Here is a 22,611-nt window from a genome sequence, read left to right as displayed (position 1 = left end):
GTGCAGGGCGCGACCGTCAACACCGTGCTCCACCGTCTCCGGCGCCTGCACCAGCGGTCCCGGCTGCCCGCGCCGCCCCGGATCGTGGTGATGATCCACTGTGGGACCATGGCGGCTCATGCGCGATATCGGCGCCGGAGCATTTGGGGGACTGTGTGCGTGGACCAGCGCGACGACTGACCATTTCGATCATCGCCGCCACTGTTGCGGCGGTGGGGCTCGCTTCGCCCGCTCAGGCCGCGACGAATCCGTTCACCGCGGCGCAGGCGTGCAACAACGACTTCGGTGGCTCGTGGGCGTACGCCGGTGACGGCCACCGGTCGATCTACGCGCCGGATGGCACCAAGGTGGGCGACGTCTACCTGATGTACAACAGCGCCACCGCGTACAACTGTGTCGCCACCCTCAAGCGGGTGGCTGTCGGCTCGACGACCGGGGTTTCCGCCGGGATCCGGGTGGAGGGTGGTTCCTGGGTCTACGACTCCGGAAACTTCAAGTACTACGCCGCGATCCAACGCTCTGCCCGTGACAAGTGCGTGATGTACAGCGGCGAGGTCCTGTACGGCACCAGTTGGCAGGGCGCCGGCCGGTACAGCTGGGGCAACTGCGGCTGAGCTGCTCTCAGCCCGGATCCACCGGTGGACCCTGACCGGCCCGGCCGCGTGACCCGTATGCCAGGGGTCGCTCGGCAGGCCAGCGAGAAACCGGTCCCACCGCCGGAGACCACTCGGCGGTGGGACCGCTCGGGTGCCCGGGGATCAGTGGTGCCCCGGACCGCCGAGGCGAATCCCCGGGGGCTCACCGGAGGTATTGACAGATCACTTTGGGCGCGCTGAGGATTGGCGCAGTCCACCGACCGTCACCGGAGCAGCCTCCCGTCTCTCAGCCTGACGACGTTTCCGCAGCTCGGCGATGCGGCCAGCGTCGGTCCGCCGCAACCGGACAGCACCACCACCTTCCTTCCACCATGTCGTGGCGCCGCAGGTGTGGCGCGCGACCGACGGGGCGGAGCCGCGTACCCCGGGCGGGCCCCTCGGCCATCTCGTTCGGTCACCCGTGCCGACGAACAGAAGGGTCGACAGATGCGTGATCCCCTAGGTCCCCGGTGGCGACGCCGCCTTCCCCTTCCCGCCGTGTTGGCCGGGGCCGTGGCCGTGGTGCTGCTGGTCAGCCCGGCCTCGGCCACCGCACCGTCCGCCGCCCCCGCCGTCGACCTGGTCCGGGTCGGCGACGAGGAGGCGAACGTCGTCGAGGTGCTGCTCGCCGGCACCGCACAGCTGGACGCCCTTGTCGCCACCGGCGTCGACCTCGACCACCACGTCGCCCGCACCGAGGACGGCGTCGTCGCGCACGCGGTCGTCACGGCCGGCGAGGCGGCGGCGCTGACCGAGGCCGGCTTCATGCTCGGCAGGGTGCTGCACCGGCCCGCCGACGCCCGGGAGCGGGTGGCGGAACGCGAGGCGACCATCGCCGGCCGCGTGGCCGAGAACCGGCAGTTCGCCGCCGCCGCGGCCGATCCGACCGCCCCGGACGTCTCCGACGTCAAGATCATCCGGGCGGACTGGTACACCTCCGGCACCAGCCAGATCCTCTCCGTCGAGGCGAAGTGGGCGCAGGGTCAGACGGCCGCGACCCCCCTCACCGTCGAGCGGGACAGCGGCCCCGGCACCGAGTTCGGCTCCGGCGGGACGCAGACCATCTCCCGGTTCGTCGACGCCGGCGTCTACCTGTACCACCGGGGCGCCGCCACGGTGACCAGCCGCCCCGACCGTATCCGGATCACCAGCCCGACCGGTGACGTGGCCGTCGCGCAGGTGCGGGAGTGGCTGCCGACCCCGGGTGCCGGCCCCGAGGGCCCGGGCTACCAGAAGGACTTCGTCACCAGCTACCTGACGCCCACCGAGCTGTACGCGCGGATCCACCAGCTGGCCGCCGAGTTCCCGCAGCTCGCCGAGGTCGTGGAGCTGCCCTACAAGACCAACGGCTACCGGCGGCACGCGCAGGCGGTGCTCGGTACCGCCACCGCCAGCCGCGTCGGGGTGGACTCCCTCGCCTGGGGCCACGAGGGCGGCAACGCCATCTCCGTGGAGCTCGCCGACCCGGGCGCGGCGAACACGCCGCTGTCGGTGACCGTCACCGGCTCCGCGGTACGCGTCACCCTGGGCACCGACGGCGCGGGCGTGGTGACCAGCACCGCCGCCCAGGTCGTCGCGGCGCTCAACGCCGGCGCCGGGGCGCTGCTGCGGGCGTACACCTATCGGGGCAGCCCGGGCACCGGCGTGGTCGCGCCGGCGCCGCGGACCCCGCTAAGCGACGGCCTCAGCGCGCCCGCCAGCGTCTCCCGCGACCCGCACCCGGTGTACGCGATCCGGATCGGCAAGCACCGCGACGGCTCGAAGCTCGGCGTGCTCGCCTACGCCCAGGAGCACGCTCGCGAGTGGGTGCCGCCGCTGGTCACCGTCGAGACGGCCGAACGGCTGCTGCGCAACTACGCCCACGACGGCCAGACCAAGCAGCTGCTGGACAACCTCGACATCTGGATCGCCCCGTCGGTCAACCCCGACGGCGGGCACTACTCGTTCTACGACTTCAACTCCCAACGCAAGAACATGACCAACCACTGCCCGTCGACCGGGGCCGCCGACTTCCTGGCCCGCAACTCGTGGGGCGTGGACAACAACCGCAACTACACCGAGTACAGCCTCTTCGACGGCTACTCCGGCGCGTCGTCGAGCTGCACCAGCGGCACCTACGCCGGCCCGAGCGAGCTGTCCGAGCCGGAGAACCGCAACGTCGACTGGCTGGCCGCCCGCCCGAACATCAGGTTCTCGATGAACCTGCACTCGTCGGGCAACTACTTCATGTGGTCGCCGGGGGCGTACGCGCTGCCCGACCGGGTCTCCGCGCCGCGGCCGACCCTGGCCGAGGAGTCGGCGTTCTGGGGCGCGTCGTCGCGGATCCTGGCCGCCATCAAGCGGCACCGCAACATGGCGGTCACCCCGGCGCGCACCGGCCCGATCTCCGACGTGCTCTACTCGGCGGCCGGCAACTCCGGGGACATGCTCTGGTACAAGTACGGCATCTACGCCTGGAACTTCGAGGTCGGCACCTCGTTCCAGCCGGAGTGGGACGAGGCGCACGACGAGACCATGGAGTTCGCCAACGGCCTCGTCGAGCTGATGCGGGTGGCCCGTGACTTCGCCAAGGACAACAGCCGGCCGCGCAGCACGCTGGCGGTCGCGCCGAGTTCGACGCCGGGCATGGTGACCGTGACGTTCTCCACGAGCGAGCCGGCGGCCGTCTTCTACACCCTCGACGGGGCCGCCCCGACGTACGCGTCGACCCTCTACGGCTCCGCCGGCGTCCGCGAGGGCGGGGAGACGCTGACCGTCCCGGCGGGCACCACGGTCCACTGGTTCTCGGTGGACTCGGCGGGCAACGTCGAGAACAATTACCACCCGGACGGCAACGGCAGGAACTACCGCCAGGGCACCGCCGTGCTGCCGGCCGGCTGAGGGTTCTCCGACCGGTACCGATGCTCCCGCCGCGCCCTTGCCGTGGAGCCGGAACGGCGCGGACCGCCTCGGTGGTCCGCGCCGTTTCCGCACTGCCGGCTGCCGGCTGCCGGTCAGGCGATCGGCAGGTTGTGGAAGGTGAGCAGGCCGCTGCCCGTCGCGTTGACGATCCACGGGCCGGCGCGCAGGTGGCTCAGGTAACTCACCCCGGTCGCCCCGTCGGCCGGCGCGGAGAGCGTCAGCACCAGCCGACCGCCCGCCCGGTATTCGACGTCGGTGACCGTCGCCGTGCTGCCGTTGATCCGGAAGTCGGCGGCGACACCGGGGTCGACGACCAGCGGGTCGTCGCTGCGCAGCTGCACCGTCACCTCCGTTCGTGCCGGGTTGGAGAACGTCGCGCTACGCGGGTTCGGTGGTGCCACGCCTTCGCTGGGGCCGTGGTAGAGGTCGCGGGCCACCACGGCGAACGTGTGGTCGCCCATCTCCCGGTAGCCCTGTTCCCAGGCGTAGTGGCACCCGTCGTGGCCGGACAGGCCGTTCGTGGACAGCAGGGTGACGCCGAGCGTGTCACCCATCTGCCGCTGCGCCTCCCGCAGTGCTCCCGTGGTGCTGTTGCCGCAGGGGGACGTGCGGACCTGGTAGACGAAGTACCGGGCGCCGTCGCCGGCGCGGGTGCCGATCTCGCTGCGCCAGTCGGTGAGCAGCGCGGTGAACCCGGAGACGTGGACGGCGGCGTTGTCGTTGTCGGACTCGCCCTGATACCAGAGCAGACCGCGCACGTCGGCCTGGACTCCGGCGGCGACCAGTCGTTGCCGCAGCCGTCCGTAGTTGGTGCTGATGGCGTCGGGGTCGGCGTCGTCGCGCTGGAAGAACGAGATGGGTCGGCCGCCGTGGCCGCCGTTGACGAGGGCGACCGGGACGCCGTAGGTGTCGACGATCCGGCGGGCCATACGAATGCCCCACTGGCCGACGGAACCGGGCTGGTTGGTGACCTCGCTGGCGGCGTAGTTCCAGCTGCGTTCCGACGCGGACAGCACCGGATCCGCGGTGGGTGAGCCGTAGCTGCGGATGAACGGCGACTCCTCGCCGGCGGACGAACCCCGGTACACGGCGGAGACGGCGTTGGACTGGCCCTGGATGACGTAGACGTCCCCGGCCAGGACGCCCTCCCACAGGCCGGCCCGGCGGGTGACGCCGGCGCCGAGCGCGCGTAGCTCGAACCGGTACTCGCGTAGCGTGGCGTCGATGCGGGGGCTGAAGGAGAAGTCGCGCCGGTCGGTGACCGCCGTGGTGTAGGTCCACTCGTCCTCGCCGCTCGTCACCGTCAGCTGTACCGCCTTGACCCGCGGATCGGTGACCGTCCCGGACACGGGCACCGTTGCCGCGTTCGAGGCGTCCCGTGGGTACAGTTGGCGGTCCTGCGGGTGCTGGTCGAGGGCGAGCACGGCTGGCCGGGCGTACACGGTGAGCCGGCGCTGCGTGAAGGTGCCCGCGTTTCCCGCGAAGGTCCAGTCCGGGTGCCCGCTGGGCGCGGGGCCGATGCCGAGCGAGAGCGGCGCCCCGGAGGAGGTGAAGGTGTTGACTGCGAGCACCGTGCGGGGCGTCACGGACGACGGGCGGGTGGCGCCGACCTGGTGCACCTGGAAGGACCCGTACCCGCCGGACGGGTTGACGGTGTCGTCGGCGTCGTAGACGCTCGGCGAGGCACCGGCGATCTGGCGGGACCCTCCGCTGCTGTAGGTGTGGGGCCACATCTCCACGTGACCGGCCAGGTCGGTGCCGGTGGTGACGCCCGGGACGTTCGAGGCGACCTCCAGGTCGCTGACCCGCTGTCGGATGATTTCCCCGGCGCGGGTCGGCAGGCCGAGCCGGCCGGCGTCGGTGGTGAACGGCGCCATCGCCGTCCACACCCACTGCGGGCCCGCCGGAGTAGCCAGCTCCAGGCAGTATCCGACCCGGTCGAAGCCGGCGGCCACCTCGGCGGTGCGGTCGAAGGCGTACGGCGGCGTCTGGTTCAACCAGCTGGCCCGTTCGGGCAGGTCCAGCGCGAGGACGGGAGTGAAGTCGGCCATGCCGTCGACGTTGGCGGCGCACGAGGTGCCGTCGACCGGCCTGGAGCTGACAGGATCGGGTGCGGCGCCGGCGGCAGGCGGCTGCCCGAGCACCACTGCGACGGTGGACAGGAGGAGGCCTACTGCGGCGATGGCGGCACGGCGCGTGTCGCGTCTCCGCCGGGAACGGGGTGAATGGGGCATGACTCGGACCTCCAGCAGGTCGGGTAGGTCGGGTCCGCCGGAGCGGCGTGGGTCATGCCTAGCGATCAATATTCATCGACCGCAATGCGCATGCGATGAGCGGTGGGATCGCCGCGGCGGAAGCGCATGTCACGGCGATGAACGGGTGACCGGTTGCCGGGTGCCGCCGCCTCGCCTCGGCCGGATGCGAGACGACGACGGCGGTCACCGGCGACATCGGGGACCACCGTCACGACGACTGCTTGCTCCGCCGCCTTCGATCAGTCCGGCAGCAGCGGCATCTCCAGGCCTGGCTCGCGGCCCAGCAGCGCCGCCCGGGTGAGCGCCGCCGACCCGAACCGGTCGCGCACCGCGTCCACCGCCGCGTCCAGGTCCGCCCCCGGGTCGCGGTCGAACGGCAGCGGCGGCTGCACGGGGGAGTCGTCCAGGTTGCCCACCGACACGCCGATCAGCGTCACGCCGCGCCGCTCGATCTCCGGCAGCGCCACCCGCAGCAGCGCCCGCGCCGCGCCCAGCAGCGGCGTCGTGTCGGCGGTCGCCTTGGCCACCGTGTGCGAGCGGGTCGCGCGGGTGTAGTCGCCGAACCGCAGCCGCAGCGTCACCGTCCGCCCCGCCCGCGCCGCCGCCCGCATCCGCCGGGTCACCCGGTCGACCAGGCCGGCGAGAATCGCCTCCAACTCGGCGGGGGAGTGCGGGACGGGACCCAGGGCGTGCTGCGCGCCCATCGACCCACGCCGGCGGCCGACCTGCACCGGCCGGGGGTCGCGGTTGTGCGCCAGGGCGTGCAGGTGCCGGCCCGCGCCCGCGCCGAGCAGCGAGACCAGCGTCGCCTCGCCGAGCCGGGCGACCTGCCCGACGGTGCGGATGCCCCGCTCGCGCAGCTTCCCCGCGGTCACCGGGCCGACACCCCACAGGCGCTCCACCGGCAGTGGGTGCAGGAAGGCCAGTTCCTCGTCCGGCGGCACGACCAGCAGGCCGTCGGGCTTCGCGACGCCGCTGGCCACCTTGGCGAGGAATTTCGTCCGGGCCACGCCGACGGTGATCGGCAGGCCGACCCGCGCGCGCACCTCCCGACGTAGCCGGGCGGCGATGTCGGCGGGCGGCCCGACCAGCCTCCGCAGGCCGCCGACGTCGAGGAACGCCTCGTCGATGGAGAGGCCCTCGACGACCGGGGTGGTCTGCCGGAAGATCTCGAACACGGCGCGGCTGGCCGCCGTGTAGGCCGCCATCCTCGGCGGCACGACGACGGCCTCCGGGCAGAGCCGGCGGGCCTGCCGGCCGCCCATCGCGCTGCGTACGCCCCGGGCCTTCGCCTCGTAGCTGCACGCCAGGACCACGCCGCCGCCGACGATCACCGGCCGGCCCCGCAGGCGCGGGTCGTCGCGCTGCTCGACCGACGCGTAGAACGCGTCCAGGTCGGCGTGCAGGATGCGGGCCTCGCGCGACACGAACACATGTTCGCACGGAACGGGTCGACATCGGCGCTGACCTGCCCGGACAGCGCCGGGCGGCCACCGCCGCGACGGCGAGGCCGAGCGGCACGCGCGGTCTGGACGGCCAGGGCGTTGGCCGTCACGATGATGGCGATGCCGAGCCACTCGTGTGGTTCCAGGACCTGGCCGAGGAGGACGAGGCCGGCGAGCGCGGCCAGTACCGGGTGGATGCTCATGAACACGCCGAAGAAGCGGGCCGGCACGGTACGCAGCGCGACCAGGTCGGCGGCGTAGGGCACCACCGAGCTGAGGATGCCCGCACCGACGGCGTAGAGGATCGCGGTGCCGGCCAGTCGTCCCTGCGCGAGCAGGATGGCCGCGACCGGCAGGTAGAGCAGCGCGGACACCAGGGTCGCCGCTGCCGGTGCCTGCAACCCCGGCAGGCGGGCCCCGACGAGCCGGTTGAGCAGGATGTACGCCGCCCAGCACGCCGCCGCGAGCAGGCCGAGCCCCACTCCGAGGTGGTCGCTGGCCGGGCCCGGTAGGACCAGGACGTACACGCCGATGCAGGCGCCCGCCGCGCAGAGCAGGTCGAGCCGGGTTCGGGAACCGGCCAGGGCGACGGCGAGCGGGCCGAGGAACTCCAGGGTGACGGCCAGGCCGAGCCCGATCCGGTCGATCGCGGTGTAGAGGCTGAGGTTCATCGTGGCGAAGACCAGCCCGAGCAGCAGGGTCGGCCACCATTGGGCCCAGGTGAAGCGACGCAGGTTCGGGCGTACGGTCGGCAGTAGCACCGACGCCGCGACGAACTGCCGCACGGCGGCGACCCCGGCGGGCCCGAGGGTGGCGAACGCGTGCGCTCCCACGGCCGCCCCGACCTGGCTGCTCGCCGCGCTTGCGGTCATCGTGGCGATCCCGCGCAGCAGCGGCCCACGGCCGTCGTCGGTCGGTTGGCGGGGGGCCTGAGCAGCAACTTCACCTGCCGTCTTCACGGTCATGACGGCAGTGTCGACCCGCGCCGACCGATACCAGAAATGCACCAGCCGCCGGAGTTATACGCTCGGCGTATGGATGTGCAGCTGCGTCAGCTCCGCACGCTCGTCGCGGTGGTCGACGCCGGAACCTTCACCGACGCGGCGGCCGTCCTGGGGGTCTCCCAAGCGGCGGTCTCGCGTTCCGTCAGCGCCCTGGAGGCGGCGCTCGGCGCTCGCCTGCTCCAGCGAACGACCCGGCACGTCTCGCTCACCGGCACCGGCACCCGCGTCGTCGCCGCCGCGCGCCGGGTGCTCGACGAGGTCGCCCACCTGCGACGGATCGTCGAGGAATCCCGCACCGAGCTGCGCGTCGGCTACGCCTGGGCGGCGCTGGGCAAACACACCAGACGACTGCAGAAGACCTGGGCCGCCACCCACCCCCAGGTGCCGCTGGTGTTCGTCCAGTCCAACACCCCGACCGCCGGGCTCAGCGAGGGCACTGCCGACGTCGCCGTGATCCGCCGGCACCTGGCCGATCCCCGCTTCGACACCGCACTGCTCGGCGTGGAGACCCGCTACGCCGCCGTGGCCACCGACAACCCGCTGGCCCGGCGACGATCGGTACGCACCGCCGACCTGGCCAGATACCCCGTCGCCATCGACAGCCGAACCGGCACCACCACACCCGCCCTGTTCCAGCCGGGCGCCGAACCCGCGACCATCCGCACCACCCACGGCGTCGACGAGTGGCTCACCCTCATCGCCGCCGGCCAGGCGGTCGGCATCACCTCCGAGGCCACCGCCAACCAGAACCCCCGGCCCGGGGTGGCGTACCGCGCCGTCCGCGACGCCCAGCCGATACCGGTCTGGTTGGCCTGGTGGAAGGACGACCCACCCGCTCACCTCACCGAACTCGTCAACCTGGCCTGCGAAACCTACCGGGCGGTTCCACCCCGGCAGGACCGCCCCGCGTAGTGGAGGGCGCCGCCCACGACGACCGTCCCGAGCCCGCGCCCGCCAATCCCACCACCGGCGAAGACTCGACCACCACACCAGCCGACAGGGCGAGCGACGTGGAGGCGTGCGGAGCTGTCAGGCGACGCGCGGGGCAGCGACGATCGGGAGCAGGCCGCGGGAGGCGGGTCGGTCGATCTCGCCGGTCTGCTCCACGGCCGAGGCGGCACGGGGGCGGGCCGGTGCGGCGCCCTGCGCGGGCCCGTCCGGGGCGGGGGCGGTGATGTCGGTGAGCAGCGACAGCAGCCTCGGCAGGTCGGCGGCGGCCAGCCGGAAGGACCCCCGGCACACCGTGCCCGACCACAGGGACAGCACCACGGCGCCCCGTTCGGGATGCCAGCTCACCCGCATCGTCCGGTCGCTGCCGCGCAGATCGGTGAACAGGTCACCGAAGCTCGGCATCGGTAACACCTCTCCCATCCGCCAATCATGCCCGACGATCGACAGGAGGCAAAGGCCGTCAGGGCCGCCTACAAGTCGTCGAAGGGGCGGGCGTAGGTGAACTCGCCCCGGATCGACGGCCGCCAGGCGCTCATCGGACGCGCCATGAAGTATTGCGGCCCCCACGGCTGCGGCGGGGTGACGCCGAGGTCGACGGCCGGGCCGAACCCGAAGCGGGGGTAGTAGTCGGGGTGGCCGAGGAGCACCACCAGCGGCTCGTCGAGCGCGTCGGCCGCGCCGAGCACCGCGTGCATCAGCGCGGAGCCGACCCCGCGCCGCTGCCAGGCCGGCAGCACGCCGAGCGGCCCCAGCCCCAGCGCGACCGGCTCGCCGGCCACCCGGCCCCGGGTGCACACCACGTGCCCCACGACCTGCCCGTCGTCGTCGGCCGCGACGAGGGAGAAGGCGGGCAGCCACCCGGCGTCCGCCCGCAGCGCGTCCACCAGCCCGGCCTCCACCGGTACGGCGTCCGGCTTGTCGGGATTGGCGAAGGCGGCCAGGTGCACCGCCCGGACGGCGTCGATGTCGGCGGGGGTCTCGCGTCTGATCAGCACCGTGCCACGATAGGCCGGGCGGGCCTCCCGGCGCCCCCGATTATCGGCGCCGACCGTTCAGTTCGCGCGCCGCCAGCGGGTGTGGCGCACGACCTGCGCCAGCGCCACCAGCGGCAGCACCCCGACGGGGTACCAGGCGAGATCGACCGGGTCGAACTGGACGCCGAGCACGAGCCGGGCCACCAGGCTGCGCGCCGACAGCGCCGCCGGGATGCCGGTCAGCTGCGACACCTCGACCGCCCAGCAGAAGGCGATCGCCACCGCGCCCGCCGGCAGCGGCGCCGTGCCCGGCCGGACGAACAGCACCCCGGCCCAGACCATGGACCCGTACAGGGCGGTGCCGGAGTGCTGTTCGAGGCCGCCGCCGGCCGTCGCGCGGATGACGAGGGCGACCGCGAGGAACACGGCCGCCGCCGCGAGCATCAGGATCCGGCACCGCCGAGGAGTGATCGACATTCCGGCGATGCTAGGCCGTGTCTCACCGGAGACATCGTGGCCACCCGCAGGGGCGACGAGGCGCTCGACCTGGCCCTCGGCAGAAGGAATCGCCGGGCGGAGTCGTGCCGAGCTGGCCGATCACGCCCCTGGGCCGTTCGCGGGGTGGCTGGGCGCAAGCGACCGGAGCGTTGCCGCAGCCTGGCAGTGTGTGTGGGCACAAAGGGGCACAAGACACTGTCAGACGTCGTCAACCAGCCGTCAACGATGGCAGCCCGAGACGCCCCGTGAGCAGGTGTCGCCGACCGTCCCCGCTGGTGGCGGGACAGCGGCTCTACGTTCCGCTTCAACGTCTGATTCCGGCCGGTCGTTTCTGACCACAAGGTGCATTAGCCTGGCCCGGTGCCAAGCGGCGACGAGGACGACGAGCTGCTGCTCGGCGCACTGGAGTGTTACGAGCGCGCGGTGCGCCGGGTGGCGCAGGACTTCGCCCGGCGGGGTGCCGTCATCGAGCCGATGGGCGTGTACCTGGACGCCGTCGACGCCTTACACGTGCGCTTCGGCAGGCGGGGGCAGGCGCAGGAGGGCATCCTGGGCAGCCTGCCTCCAACCCGCGACCTGGAGTTGGCGGTCGTCGAGATGGCCGACCTGCTGCAGGAAAAGGAGTTCGATGAGGGCGACACCACCTGGCCGGGATGTCTGCCCGGCCACTCTCATCCTCCTACTGCGGCCCTCGTCTGCGGCGTTGCCTGCTGGCAGTGTCCGCGCAGCCACGCATCCGTCTTCCCGATCGAATAGCCAATCGGCACTACGGCAACCGATCAGTCACGACGCCGACGGTTGTGGATGATCGGGTGGCCGATGCGGTGCCGGACAGCCATGGGTGACCATCTGAGTGACGATCGAGGAGCACGAGGCCGGACGCCGACGGACTACAGGGGACGGGAGAGTGGCACTCAAGAACGTCCAACGGTGGCGCTCATCCGCGTTCACCGAAGAGGTCACTGGCGATCCCGGTATCGCCCACCAGCGGGATATTCGTATGACTCCGAAACCCCGAAACCAGCTCCATCCAAATAGGTCAACCTCATGATCAAAACAACTTGATCATGAGGTTGATGCCCTTGTGCATTGATTTCCAAGTCTCCCCGACAAACAGCCGCCGTAGGGGAGGGGTTCGGTTCACTGACCTGGGTGAACAACACCGAGGTGCCACCGCCGTGGACGACGTCGATCGGGGACGTAGTCGGCTGAGGACGCGCTGTTCCCGTGGGCGAGGTCCCGCGGCATTGCCATATTCAGCCTCCGGGTGACGGCCGCTGGCGTTGGCTGACGCGCCCGTCCCGGTCTCGACGTGTCCGTCCAGTTGGTGGTCATGGCGTGCCGGCGGGGCAGTACTGCGCCTCCTTGCCGATCGCCCGGTACACGCAGTCCGCGTACTCCGAGAGGATCAGCATGGCCTCCCTGTTACGGGTGGTCTGCGGGACGATCTGCTCGTCGGGCGGGTAGAAGTCACCACCGGTGCAGCACCAGATGGGGTAGAGCTCGAAGGTGTAGGAGAAGATGCCCTGGTCGTAGAACATCCAGTCGTTGAGAATGCCGTCGGCGATGTACAGGTCGCTGGCCTGTTCGGCGGTGTAGCCGTTGGTCGCGGCCATCTGGTTGCCGATGGTCTTGAACACGTTGTTCTGGTCCACCGACATGTCGGTGCCGGTGTCCGCCTTCTTGTACCCGTACGGCCACAGGATCAGTTCCGAGTACGAGTGGAGATCGACGTTGACCTTGATCTGCTGTACCCCGCCGACGCGGCGGCTCAGCACGAAGTCTCGCAGGTGCTGGGTTTCCGGCGCCGAGAACGGCGCCGCCCCACGGTAGGTCTCGGACGAGGTGGTGCTGCTGGAGCCGTTGCAGCAGCCCCACTGGTAGCCCCAGTTGCGGTTGAGGTCGGTGCCGATGCTCTTCCTCGACGACCCATTGGGCTGTCGGTTCTTGCGCCACATCTGGTACGTGCCGGACGCGACATCGTATTCGGCACCGTCCGGGTTGATCATCGGGATGATCCAGAACTCGCGGCTGTTCACAAGGCCGGTGATCCGCGAGTCGCTGCCGTACGAGTCGGTGAACAGGTTCGCCAGGTAGAGCGCCTGCTCCACGGTGAGGTGCTCCCGGGCGTGCTGGTTCGCGTTGAACAGCACCTCCGGCTCGTTCTCGTCCGTGCCGACGTTGTCGGAGATCTTCACGCCGTAGATCGCCCGGCCCTCGTACGAGTTGCCGATGGTGAACTTCGACGCGATCGCCGGGTGGTCCGCCACGATCTTGTTGATCTCGGCGTTGGTCTCGGCGTAGTTGTGGTACAGCGAGTCGCCCGACGGGAAGTCGAACGCGTTGACCCCGTCCGGCGCGACCCGCGCCGGGGCGGTCAGCCGGGTCGCCGTGAAGCCGAGCTTGGTGATCTGCTTGACCTCGGCCAGGGTCGCGGTGATGTAGACCCTGCCGTGCTCGATCGAGTCGATCGCGGCACCGGTCCGGGCCACCGCGTCGGCGTCGTCGAACGTCCGGGGGCCGGACACGACGTACTGCGCCGAGTCGGAGCTGGACGGCTCCAGCAGCGGCGCGCTCGCCGCCGGGCCGGCCAGGACGGCGGCCGCACCGACGGCGAGCACGGTGATGAGGGTTGCGACATACCGTCGCATGAGGGCCTCCTTGAGGGGGGAAGGTGTGGGCACAGCTCACGTGGAGTTGAGCGGTGCGGGTGCCGGGCCGAACGCGTAACTGGTGGGCGACATGTGACGGCGTCCACGCTTTGCCGGCCGCGGGGAAGGTCTCCGGTCGCGGTGGTCGGGAGCCGTGGATCCGTTGCGTTGGCTGCCTGTGGTTTGGGTCGTGTTGCGGGTGGCGCGGTGCTGGTGGGCGGGGTGCTTTGGCAGCATCGCCTCGCCCACCAGCGCTGTGCGGCTTACCGGTGGTTATTCACCTCGGTCAGGTGCCGAGGTTGAGGGTCCAGCTGTCGATGTAGCCGGTGGTGCCTTGAGCCGCGGCGTCACGCGCGGTCAGCTTCCAGGTGCCGTTCGCGGTCTGGCCCGCCAGATTGACGGTGTAGACCTTGTCGATGTTGACGCTGGATACACCTGAGCGGTTGTGCAGGACGTATGAGGTGCGGTTCGGCGAGACCAGGGTGACGATCAGGTCACTGATGTAACCGTGCTTGATATGCACCTCGACCGTGCTCGACCCCACCGTCCCGGCGCAGCCGGAGACGGTGACCAGGCTCTCCTGGGCCTTCCTGCCGCCGTCGATGATCGCCACGTCGGTCCCGTTGGTCTGGGAGCAGCCGGGTGCCGCGTTCACGGTCAGGGTAAAAGTCGCGTTCTGTGTGTGGTAGGAGCCGGTACCCATGAGGGTGACCGGGTAGGTGCCCGGCGCGGTCGATGCCGAGGTCGTGATGGTCATCGTCGAGCTGCCGCCCGAGGTGACCGTCGCTGGGCTGAAGCTGGCCGTTGCCCCGGCGGGAAGGCCACCGGCTACCGCGAGGGTCACCGGGCCGGCGCTGCCGACCGTCGTGGTGGTGCTGACGGTTGCCGTGACCGAGCCGCCGATGCCGGTGCTGCCGGAGCCCGGGTTGACCGCCATGGAGAAGTCCTGCGAAGGCGGCTGAACGCTGCCGACGTAGAGCAGCCGGTTCGGTGACCCGGGGCCGGGGTCGGGGATCGCGTTGTAGGTGGCGGTGTTGACGACGAGCTTGTCGCGTACCTGCTGTGGGGTGAAACCCGGGTTCGCGGCCAGCACCAGCGCGGCCGCACCAGCCACGTGCGGCGCCGCCATCGACGTCCCGTTGACGGTATTGGTCGCGGTGTTCGAGCCGATCCACGCCGACGTGATCCCGCTGCCCGGCGCGAAAATGTCCACGCAGTACCCGTAGTTGGAGTACGACGCGCGCGTATCGGTGTTCGTAATCGCACCAACCGTGATCGCCGCCGGGACGTTGGCCGGGGAGAATGAGCAGGCGTCGGCGTTGCTGTTGGCAGCGGCGACGGCGAAGACCACGCCGTCGTTGATCGCACGCGCGACCGCGTCGTTCAGCCCCGCGTCGTACGGGCCGGCGAGGCTCATGTTCGCCACGGCGCGCGCACCAGCAGCGTGGTCGGCGGTGACCCAGTCGACGCCGGCGATGACGCCCGCATACGTGCCCGACCCGTTGCAGCCGATGACCCGCACCCCGACGAGCGTGACCCCCTTGGCGACGCCGTAAGAGGTGCCGCCGACGGTGCCGGCGACATGTGTGCCGTGACCGTGGCAGTCACTCGCGTCGTTGTCGTTGTCCTGGGTGTCGATGCCGGAGATGGCGCGGCCGCCGAAGTCGGTGTGGCTGAAGTTGATGCCGGTGTCGAGGATGTACGCCTTCACCCCCGACCCGTTGTTGGCGTAGGTGTAGGAGTTGTCGAGCGGCAGGGACCGTTGGTCGATGCGGTCCAGGCCCCACGACGCGGTGGGCGACTGGGTGCCCGCCACCGACACGGTACGGTCCTGCTCCACGTACGCCACGGCCGGGTTCGCCGCGAGCCGGGCGGCAGCGGTCGCCGACATGTGCGTGGAGAAGCCACGCACCGCGTTGTGGTAGGTCCGCTTGACGGACCCGCCGTACCGGGCGGCGAGGCCCCCGGCGGTGGCGGCAACCGAGTTCGCGCCGACCGAGTCGTTCAGCATGACGATGTACGAACCGGCGACCGCCGCCGGGTCATTGGCGTACAGGATCTCGCCAACCGGCCCGGCCTGGGCGGCTTGAGCAGTGGCGGTGGTCGCGGTCACCACGGCGAGGGCCGCAGTGACCGCCAATCTGGGCAGTAGACGCGTGAACGTCATTCTCACTCCTCGGGTGGGCGTGCCACACCGCCATTGATCAGGCAGCGGTGTGGCACGGCAAAGGGGGTTGACCAGCCGATCAGGCCCACCCTGCCCGGGGCGGAGACGTTCGGGAGGGGGGCGAGGATTCGCATCGGTCTCCTCTCCGCAAATCAGCAGGGTCGGCCGTACGGCCGATTCGCGGGCGGATCTCGTCCGGTGCTCGAAGGGTCGACCAGGCCATTCACCAGGTCAAGAGCATCGATGCCATCGCGGGACCTTCCCGCGGCATGTTCGGGCTGGTCAGCCTCATGAATACGGTGAATACGGCTCAGCCCGCCGGACCGGTGTGCCGTTGATACCAACCGCCGTCACGCTGGCGTTCCTCGCCTGTGGACGCGCTTCACCGCGAGAGGCCATCGAAGATCCTCTGCCAGAACAGTGCGCCAGCGTCACCTGCCTGAATAGGGCGGCTGAATACCGTTGAATACCACCCGTCGCCGAAAGCAGTCGAAAAATTCGGGCAGGTCGATAACGTCTCCCCCAATCGGCCATCACGGCGTGGAACCAACCGGCTGTTCACCGCAGGCGCAGTCCCACCACATCCAGGTGCCCAAGGGCGAAGCCTTCGGCCACGCCTACACCGAGATGCTCACCACCCGGAGGAACGCACATCCCTGTACCGGAAAGGAAGAAAATGCAATCAGGCAAACGTGCGCTGGCAGTCGGTGCCGTGCTCACCATCTGCGGTGTCGTCACCGCGTTCACCGCCCCCGCCCACGCCAAACCCGCCCCGGCGCACACTCCGGCGGCAGCACTGGCCAGCAAGGCGGCCTTCCTGCACGCCAGCGCGCACGACAAGTTCGTTCAGCGTTCGGTGACCGAGGCCGCTGGCCTGCGGTTCCTGGCGTACGACCGGACCTATAAGGGCCTCAAGGTCGTGGGCGGCGACTTCGTGCTCGTTGCCGATCGCAACGATCAGCTCATCGATGACTCGGTCGCGCAGGAGGCGAGCATCGGCGAGCTCTCGATCACGCCGAAGCTGAGCAAGCGGGCCGCCGAAGCGGTCGCCAAGAGCCAGCTGACGTCGGTGAGCAAAATCGAAGGCACGCAGCTGGTCGTCGACGTCATCGACGACACCGCCCGCCTTGCGTGGGAGTCCACGGTGACCGGGATCGGCGCCGAGGGCTACAGCAGCCTTACCGTCCAGGTGGACGCGCTGACCGGCGCGGTCCTGCACCGTCAGGAGCATGTCCACTACGGCACCGGCAACTCCGGCTGGAACGGCACCGTCCCGCTGAACACCACGGTTTCCGGCGGCACTTACAGCATGAACACGCCCGGTATCAGGAACATGCCGTGCCAGCAGTCCTACACCGACATCACCTGGACCGGGCCCGACGACGTGTGGGGCAACGGGATCGGCACCGACCTCGAGACCGGCTGCGTCGACGCCCTCTACGGCGCCCAGGGCATGATGCGGATGCTGTCACAGTGGCTCGGCCGCTCCGGCATGGACGGCACCGGCGGCGCCGTCCCGATCCGCGTCGGATTCCAGGGGCGCAACGCGTTCTACCAGCACGGTGTCCAGATCCAGATCGGATACAACACCGCCGGCCAGTGGATCGGCGACATCGACGTCGTCGCCCACGAGCTCGGCCACGGCGTCGACTACACCACCGGCGGCGACATCTCGACCATCGGCACGTCGGAGTTCGTCGCCGACGCCTTCGGCGCGGCCGCCGAGGCCTACCTGCTCGGCGCCACCGACTACCTCGTCGGCGACGTCGACCTGCGGGGCAACGGACTCCCGATCCGCAACATGTACAACCCGTCGCTGGTCAACAACGACCCCAACTGCTACGACGGCAAATTCTATGAGGAGCACAAGCACGCCGGTGTGGGCAACCACTGGTTCTACCTGCTCGCCGAGGGCTCCAACCCGACCAATGGCCAGCCGGTCAGCCCGACCTGCAACGGCAGCACCCTCCCCACCGGCGTCGGCATCCAGAACGCCATCAAGATTCTCTACACCGCGATGCTGATGAAGAACTCGAAGAGCTCGTACTTGACCTACCGCACCGGGACCCTCAAGGCCGCCAAGGCCCTCGACCCGACCTGCGGGCTGTACAACGCGACGAAGGCGGCGTGGAACGCGGTCGCCGTCCCGGCCGAGCGCGACCCCAACTGCTGAACACGCAATGGTGGGGCCGGCTCCGGTGTGGAGCCGCCCCACCAGCATCACCTGCCTGAATATGCCGCCTGAATACCGTTGAATACCGCTGGCGGTCACAAACACTTCAAAACCCGCCGGGATCGATAGTTCTCTTCCTAATGACCATCGCGGTGCGCCCTGCCGCGACGCCACCACCGTCCACGCGGACGCTAGAGAAGAGGAAACCCCATGAGGACAGCCCGAGCCGGTCGGCGATCTGCTTGTAGGACATCCCCTTTGCCACCAGGCGCACCTATCGGTACGCGAAGCCGCTGGCTCGGCCTCACAGCCACCTTCGCGACGGTTGCCGCAGCGATTGCCTTCGGCACGCCCGCCCACTCAGCTCCCGCCGAAGGCACCATCCTGTCCGCCGGTAACGGCACCGCCGTGCGCGGCTCGTACATCGTCGTGCTGCGCGATTCAGCGGTCGCCCCCAGCGCGGTTCCCAGCCGGGCCAGGGGCCTGGCGAGCCGATACGGCGGAACCGTCGGGCACATCTACAGCGCGGCCCTGCGCGGCTTCGAGGTCAAGCTGCCCGCACGGGCGGCACGCCAGCTCGCCGCCCACCCCGACGTCGACTACGTCGAGCAGAACCAGACGGTGTCGCTCACGGACACGCAGACGCCCGTCCCCTCCTGGGGCCTCGACCGCATCGACCAGCGGGCACGCCCGCTGGACAACGCCTACACGTACCCCACCAGCGCCGGCGCGGGAGTGAAGGCATACATCATCGACACCGGCATCAACCTCACCCACGTCGACTTCGGTGGCCGCGCGATCTCCGGCATCGACACCATCGACAACGACAACAACGCCACCGACTGCCACGGCCACGGCACCCACGTCGCCGGGACCGTCGGCGGCACCGCCCACGGCGTCGCCAAAGCGGTCACCCTGGTAGCGGTACGTGTCATGAGCTGCACCGGCGGCGGCACCACGGCAGGCATCATCGCCGGCATCGACTGGGTGACCAGTGACCACACCACGGACGCGGCCGTGGCGAACATCTCGCTGGGCGGCTCAACCAGCAAGCCGATGGATGCCGCGGTGACCAACTCCATCGCCGACGGGGTCACCTACGCGGTCGCCGCTGGCAACCTCTACGGCTCCGACGCCTGCGGCGGCTCCCCAGCCCGCACGCCCAGCGCAATCACGGTCGGCTCCACCACCGACACCGACGCCCGGTCGGGCTTCTCCAACATCGGCAAGTGCCTCGACATCTTCGCGCCCGGCAGCAACATCACCTCAGCGGGGATCGGCTCGGACACCACGACCAGCGTCAAGAGCGGCACCTCGATGGCGTCTCCGCACGTCGCCGGTGCCGCAGCACTGGTCAAGGCGCTCAACCCGAGCTTCACCCCGCAGCAGGTACGCGACTACCTCGTCAACACCGCCACCCAGAACGTCGTGACCAACCCCGGCACGAACTCACCGAACCGGCTACTGTTCATCGGCTAGTGAACCGCGCGCCGACCATGACGGCTCTGGGAGTGCCGTATGCAGCCTTCCAGAGCGTCTGGTCGCGTATCCAGGCCTCCGAAGCCTCGGCATAGCTGGGACAGCGGTGACCCGGTGCCATGAACCTTCGGCTCGGCACCCGGCAGCGACGGAGTCGCTCCTCACAGATCGGCGAGGTCCAACATCAGCGCTTCGAAGTTGGGGCTGTCCGGGAACGGCTTGACCCGCCCGAACTCGTACCATCCCCACGACCGGTAGGCGCAGCATGTCGGGCGGCCTGACCAACACCGTCAACGTTTCTGGTCAGGGCACTAGACGTCAGGGTTTCCGCCGCGTGCTGGTGCCAACTGCTGGAGGGCTGCGCCTACTTTCGCACGCGGAACCGGAGCATTGTGACGGCGCCCGACTGGGTGTTGCTGAAAGGTTCCAGGTCGATCCTGTCGAGGCCTGGGGGCGAGAAGCGGACGCCGTCGCCGAGCAGCACCGGTACGACATACACCAGGATCTCGTCGACGAGCCCGCGCTGCAGGCACTGGGCGGCCACGTCAGCGCCGAGGATCTCCAGGTTCTTGCCGCCCGCGGCGCTGCGTGCCGTGGCAACGGCTTCCTCGATGTCACAGGTGAGGAACGTGACGGTAGGGTCCGGCTCGCCGGGAGGCTCGTGGGTGAGGACGAACTGTCCTCCCCCGTCGTAGGGGGTGTCCTGGTCGGCCATACGCTTGGCGACCTCGTACGTGCCCCGGCCGATGAGCATGGCACCCGTGGCCGCCATAACCTCTGGGAACGTATCCGCAGTCAGGTACTCGAAGATCCAGTCCATCGCGTGGCCAGGACCGGCGATGAACCCGTCCAGCGACATCGCCCTGTTCACGACCACTTTGCCGGTGCCGATGCTCACATCGCTCATGCGTCTTCTCCGAGGATTTTGGGGGCCCGGGGCCGAATCATAGTTCGGTGGGGAGGGCGACGGTGGGAGTTGCACGCGTATCTGCGGTGGCTCAACGCGAACAACCGGCATCCGGATGTGCTGGTCGCGCAGCGCCGGGAACGTGCCCGGGTACGGAGTGAACGACACGTGGGGTCGTCCCCAGTCCCGGGCTGCGTGACCAACCCGGTGATCGATTGTGGTCACCGCACTGGTGAGCAGCCCTGGCAGCTTGAGACGCCGTGTGATCAGGTGTCGAACGCTGTTCCCGCTGGTGAGCCGATCACGGCTCGCAGTTCCGCTCCAACGTCTGACTACCGGATGGCCCCAGGTATCGGTGGGATCGACTTTCCGAGCCAGGAGCGCAAAGCGGCGAGAGCACTCGACGCTCTCGTCCAAGTGCAGGCCGGTGACCGGCGATTCACCCAAGGGCGGTGTGTCCATGCGGACCACGAAACGTGTGCGACCCAGCTGTCGCACAGTTCCACGAGGTTTCGTCCCGCATGCGCAGGATGATCCCAGCAAATCCACGCGCCCTTCCTTCTTCTCCCTGGGCTTGATCGGACTGTCCGTCAAGGAGGGGTGGGTGACTGTTGGGTGACGACGGGCGCGAGTGGCGGTGGACATCCACGGACGTTCGTGGACCGCTTCCACAGTTCGGCCTTGTCGCGCCGATGGTGTTGTTGCGGTTGCGGTTGCGGTTGCGGTTGCGGTCGCGGGGCTGGGGCGCCGATGGCGATGAACAGGCGGGTGCTGGCGTCGATGTCGATCTGGTTCACCGGCCGCCGCCGCGGCGCCGGGACCAAGGCGTGTTTCATAGGCCGGTCAGAGCCACTCGGTGATGAAACGCCGGGGGCGGCTTCGGGCCAGACGAGCAGGACGGGACAGGGGTATGGTCGACGATGAAGCGGCTGGTGGGGCCGATACTGCGCGGCCCGAGGTGGTTACGGCCGCCATCGCGGGCGAGGATGAGCAGGTCGGCGCCCTCGGGGGCGGCCACGACCTCCCGCTCGACGCGGCCGGTGCGCTCAACACGCTTACCGGGACGCCCCAGGCGCTGCGCGGCTTCGGCGAGGAGTCGTTCGGCGGAGGCGGTGCCAGGTGCTCGACCGCGGTGCCGGGGTCGCGTTCGGGATGGCCACGCCCGAGCAGCCCGGCAAAGGCGCCGTGCGCGGCGCCGGGGCTTCGGGGCCGGTGACATGCAGCAGCACGATGTCGGCGGCCTCGGGTGCGTGGCTGCGGGCGGCGTCGATGCAGGAGGGCCAGGTGCCCTCGGTGATCCAGGCGATGACTCTCACGGTGATCAGCCTCCGATGACGGTGAGCGAGGCCCACAGTGCCACCACCGCGAGCAGCAGGGCGGCAGGCACGGTGAACAGGCCGAGCCGGGTGAACTCACCGAGCTCGACGTCACTGTCGTGTTCGTGCATGATGCGCCGCCACAGCAGGGTGGCTAGGGAACCGGCGTAGGTGAGGTTGGGTCCGATGTTCACCCCGAGCAGCACCGCGAGGACGGCAGCGGGCCCGGACGGTGCGGTCAGCGGCAGCAGCACCAGCACGGCGGGCAGGTTGTTGATGACGTTCGCCAGCACCGCGGCCAGCACCGCGATAGCGAGCAGGGCCGCAAAGCCGGTGCCACCGGGGACCAGATGGCCCAGGCCGGTGGCGAGGCCGTTGTCGACGACCGCGCGGACCACGATGCCCAGGGCCAGAACGAAGGCGAGGAACGGGACCGCGGCGGCGCGCACGATGGCGGTGGGCCTGGTACGGCGCTGCGCCAGGGCACGCACGGCCAGTACGACGGCGCCGGCGAAGGCCGCCCAGGCAGGATTGACTCCGAGCGCGGAGGTCAGGACGAACCCGGCCAGTGTGCAGGCCACGGTGGCCAGGGCGAACACCGGCAGCTCACGGGGTTCGGCGGTGGGTGGGGCCTGGGCTCCGGCGTCCAGGTCGGTGGCGAAGAACCGGCGGAAGACCACGTACTCGGTACCGATGGCGGCCAGCCAGGGCAGGACCATCAGGGCGGCGAAGCGGGTGAAGCTCAGTCCGCTGGCAGCGAACGCGAGCAGGTTCGTGAGGTTGGAGACCGGCAGCAGCAGCGAGGCGGTGTTCGACAGGTGGGTGCAGGCGTAGACGTGCGGTTTGGGCCGGGCACCGAGCCGGGCGGCGGTGGCGAAGACCACCGGGGTGAGGAGCACGATGGTGGCGTCCAGGCTGAGCACCGCGGTGATCACTGATGCGGCTGCGAACACCTGGACCAGCAGGCGGCGCGGGCGACCTGCCGCGGTACGGGCCATCCATGCTCCGCACGCGTGAAACAGGCCCTCGTCGTCGCACAGCTGGGCCAGGACCAGGACGGCGGCGAGGAAACCGATCACCGGTCCGAGCCGCGCGGCTTCGTCGCGGGCATGGTCCAGCGAGATCGCTCCGGTGGCAATGACCACGCCTGCGGCCGGGACGGCGACGACCGCCTCCGGCCAGCCGAACGGGCGGATAACGGCGCACGCCAGCACCGCCAGGAGCAGAACGACGGAGACAGCCTCCGCCAGCGAGG

At 70.2% G+C, this 22,611-nt stretch carries 16 protein-coding genes and 2 pseudogenes; 8 read left to right on the top strand and 10 right to left on the bottom strand.

Annotation, left to right across the window (positions count from 1 at the left end; genetic code table 11):
• Window positions 1-212: 212 nt before the first annotated feature.
• Together ACZ6O2_RS12330 and ACZ6O2_RS12325 are read left to right on the top strand one after the other, a co-directional pair.
• Window positions 213-614: a hypothetical protein gene (locus ACZ6O2_RS12330; RefSeq protein ID WP_350712170.1), complete on the top strand. Its 402-nt coding sequence runs from the start codon at window positions 213-215 to the stop codon at window positions 612-614.
• 468 nt (window positions 615-1,082) lie between these two features.
• Window positions 1,083-3,515 (top strand): M14 family metallopeptidase, encoded by a 2,433-nt coding sequence (locus ACZ6O2_RS12325; protein ID WP_466022872.1) that lies wholly within the window; start codon window positions 1,083-1,085, stop codon window positions 3,513-3,515.
• 113 nt (window positions 3,516-3,628) lie between these two features.
• On the opposite strand, the gene ACZ6O2_RS12320 is transcribed toward ACZ6O2_RS12325, so the two are convergent.
• The 3 genes from ACZ6O2_RS12320 to ACZ6O2_RS12310 form a co-directional block, all read right to left on the bottom strand.
• A complete protein-coding gene (locus ACZ6O2_RS12320; RefSeq protein ID WP_466022871.1) occupies window positions 3,629-5,680 on the bottom strand; it encodes a sialate O-acetylesterase in 2,052 nt (683 codons plus the stop codon).
• 350 nt (window positions 5,681-6,030) lie between these two features.
• Complete coding sequence (gene dinB / locus ACZ6O2_RS12315) at window positions 6,031-7,218, bottom strand: DNA polymerase IV (RefSeq protein WP_350712173.1); 1,188 nt, start codon at window positions 7,216-7,218, stop codon at window positions 6,031-6,033.
• Entirely contained in the window at window positions 7,122-8,201 is a 1,080-nt protein-coding gene (locus ACZ6O2_RS12310) for an EamA family transporter (RefSeq protein ID WP_466022870.1), read from the bottom strand. Before ACZ6O2_RS12310 ends, dinB begins: the two co-directional genes overlap by 97 nt.
• A 69-nt stretch (window positions 8,202-8,270) precedes the next feature.
• On the opposite strand from ACZ6O2_RS12310, the gene ACZ6O2_RS12305 reads away from it, so the two are divergent.
• Window positions 8,271-9,152: a LysR family transcriptional regulator gene (locus ACZ6O2_RS12305; protein WP_466022869.1), complete on the top strand. Its 882-nt coding sequence runs from the start codon at window positions 8,271-8,273 to the stop codon at window positions 9,150-9,152.
• 117 nt (window positions 9,153-9,269) lie between these two features.
• On the opposite strand, the gene ACZ6O2_RS12300 is transcribed toward ACZ6O2_RS12305, so the two are convergent.
• From ACZ6O2_RS12300 to ACZ6O2_RS12290, 3 genes are read right to left on the bottom strand one after another with little or no spacing between them, the layout of a single operon-like run.
• Window positions 9,270-9,611, bottom strand: a complete 342-nt coding sequence (locus ACZ6O2_RS12300) for a hypothetical protein (protein WP_466022868.1) — start codon at window positions 9,609-9,611, stop codon at window positions 9,270-9,272.
• A gap of 50 nt (window positions 9,612-9,661) precedes the next feature.
• Entirely contained in the window at window positions 9,662-10,186 is a 525-nt protein-coding gene (locus tag ACZ6O2_RS12295) for a GNAT family N-acetyltransferase (RefSeq protein ID WP_466022867.1), read from the bottom strand.
• Window positions 10,187-10,243: 57 nt separating this feature from the next.
• Window positions 10,244-10,642, bottom strand: coding sequence for a ribosomal maturation YjgA family protein (locus ACZ6O2_RS12290; RefSeq protein WP_466022866.1), 399 nt, complete (start codon window positions 10,640-10,642; stop codon window positions 10,244-10,246).
• Window positions 10,643-11,023: 381 nt separating this feature from the next.
• Between ACZ6O2_RS12290 and ACZ6O2_RS12285 the strand changes: the two genes are divergently transcribed.
• A complete protein-coding gene (locus tag ACZ6O2_RS12285; RefSeq protein ID WP_466022865.1) occupies window positions 11,024-11,419 on the top strand; it encodes a hypothetical protein in 396 nt (131 codons plus the stop codon).
• Window positions 11,420-11,994: 575 nt separating this feature from the next.
• Here the strand turns inward: ACZ6O2_RS12285 and ACZ6O2_RS12280 are convergent.
• On the bottom strand, window positions 11,995-13,314 hold the full coding sequence (locus ACZ6O2_RS12280; protein WP_466022864.1) for a M14 family metallopeptidase: 1,320 nt from the start codon (window positions 13,312-13,314) through the stop codon (window positions 11,995-11,997).
• Window positions 13,315-13,600: 286 nt separating this feature from the next.
• A complete protein-coding gene (locus ACZ6O2_RS12275) occupies window positions 13,601-15,481 on the bottom strand; it encodes a S8 family peptidase (RefSeq protein WP_466022863.1) in 1,881 nt (626 codons plus the stop codon).
• Between the two features lie 676 nt (window positions 15,482-16,157).
• Here ACZ6O2_RS12275 and ACZ6O2_RS12270 point away from each other — a divergent pair.
• On the top strand, window positions 16,158-17,654 hold the full coding sequence (locus ACZ6O2_RS12270; RefSeq protein WP_466022862.1) for a M4 family metallopeptidase: 1,497 nt from the start codon (window positions 16,158-16,160) through the stop codon (window positions 17,652-17,654).
• Window positions 17,655-17,930: 276 nt separating this feature from the next.
• Window positions 17,931-19,130: pseudogene (locus ACZ6O2_RS12265) on the top strand (S8 family peptidase); the annotation flags it as partial.
• Between the two features lie 367 nt (window positions 19,131-19,497).
• On the opposite strand, the gene ACZ6O2_RS12260 reads toward ACZ6O2_RS12265, so the two are convergent.
• The gene (locus ACZ6O2_RS12260) at window positions 19,498-20,040 is read right to left on the bottom strand and encodes a dihydrofolate reductase family protein (RefSeq protein WP_466022861.1); all 543 of its coding nucleotides are present in this window, start codon (window positions 20,038-20,040) and stop codon (window positions 19,498-19,500) included.
• Window positions 20,041-20,106: 66 nt separating this feature from the next.
• On the opposite strand from ACZ6O2_RS12260, the pseudogene ACZ6O2_RS12255 reads away from it, so the two are divergent.
• Window positions 20,107-20,239 (top strand): annotated as a pseudogene (locus tag ACZ6O2_RS12255) (IS630 family transposase); the annotation flags it as partial.
• Between the two features lie 920 nt (window positions 20,240-21,159).
• A complete protein-coding gene (locus ACZ6O2_RS12250) occupies window positions 21,160-21,375 on the top strand; it encodes a hypothetical protein (protein WP_466022860.1) in 216 nt (71 codons plus the stop codon).
• On the opposite strand, the gene ACZ6O2_RS12245 is transcribed toward ACZ6O2_RS12250, so the two are convergent.
• The gene (locus tag ACZ6O2_RS12245) at window positions 21,362-22,606 is read right to left on the bottom strand and encodes an SLC13 family permease (protein ID WP_466022968.1); all 1,245 of its coding nucleotides are present in this window, start codon (window positions 22,604-22,606) and stop codon (window positions 21,362-21,364) included. The genes ACZ6O2_RS12250 and ACZ6O2_RS12245 overlap by 14 nt on opposite strands.
• Window positions 22,607-22,611: the final 5 nt, after the last annotated feature.

The sequence above is a fragment of the Micromonospora sp. NPDC048040 genome (assembly GCF_055587185.1).
The sequence above is the reverse complement of the archived record's forward strand: the minus strand, read 5'-3'. Positions and strand labels throughout refer to the sequence as shown.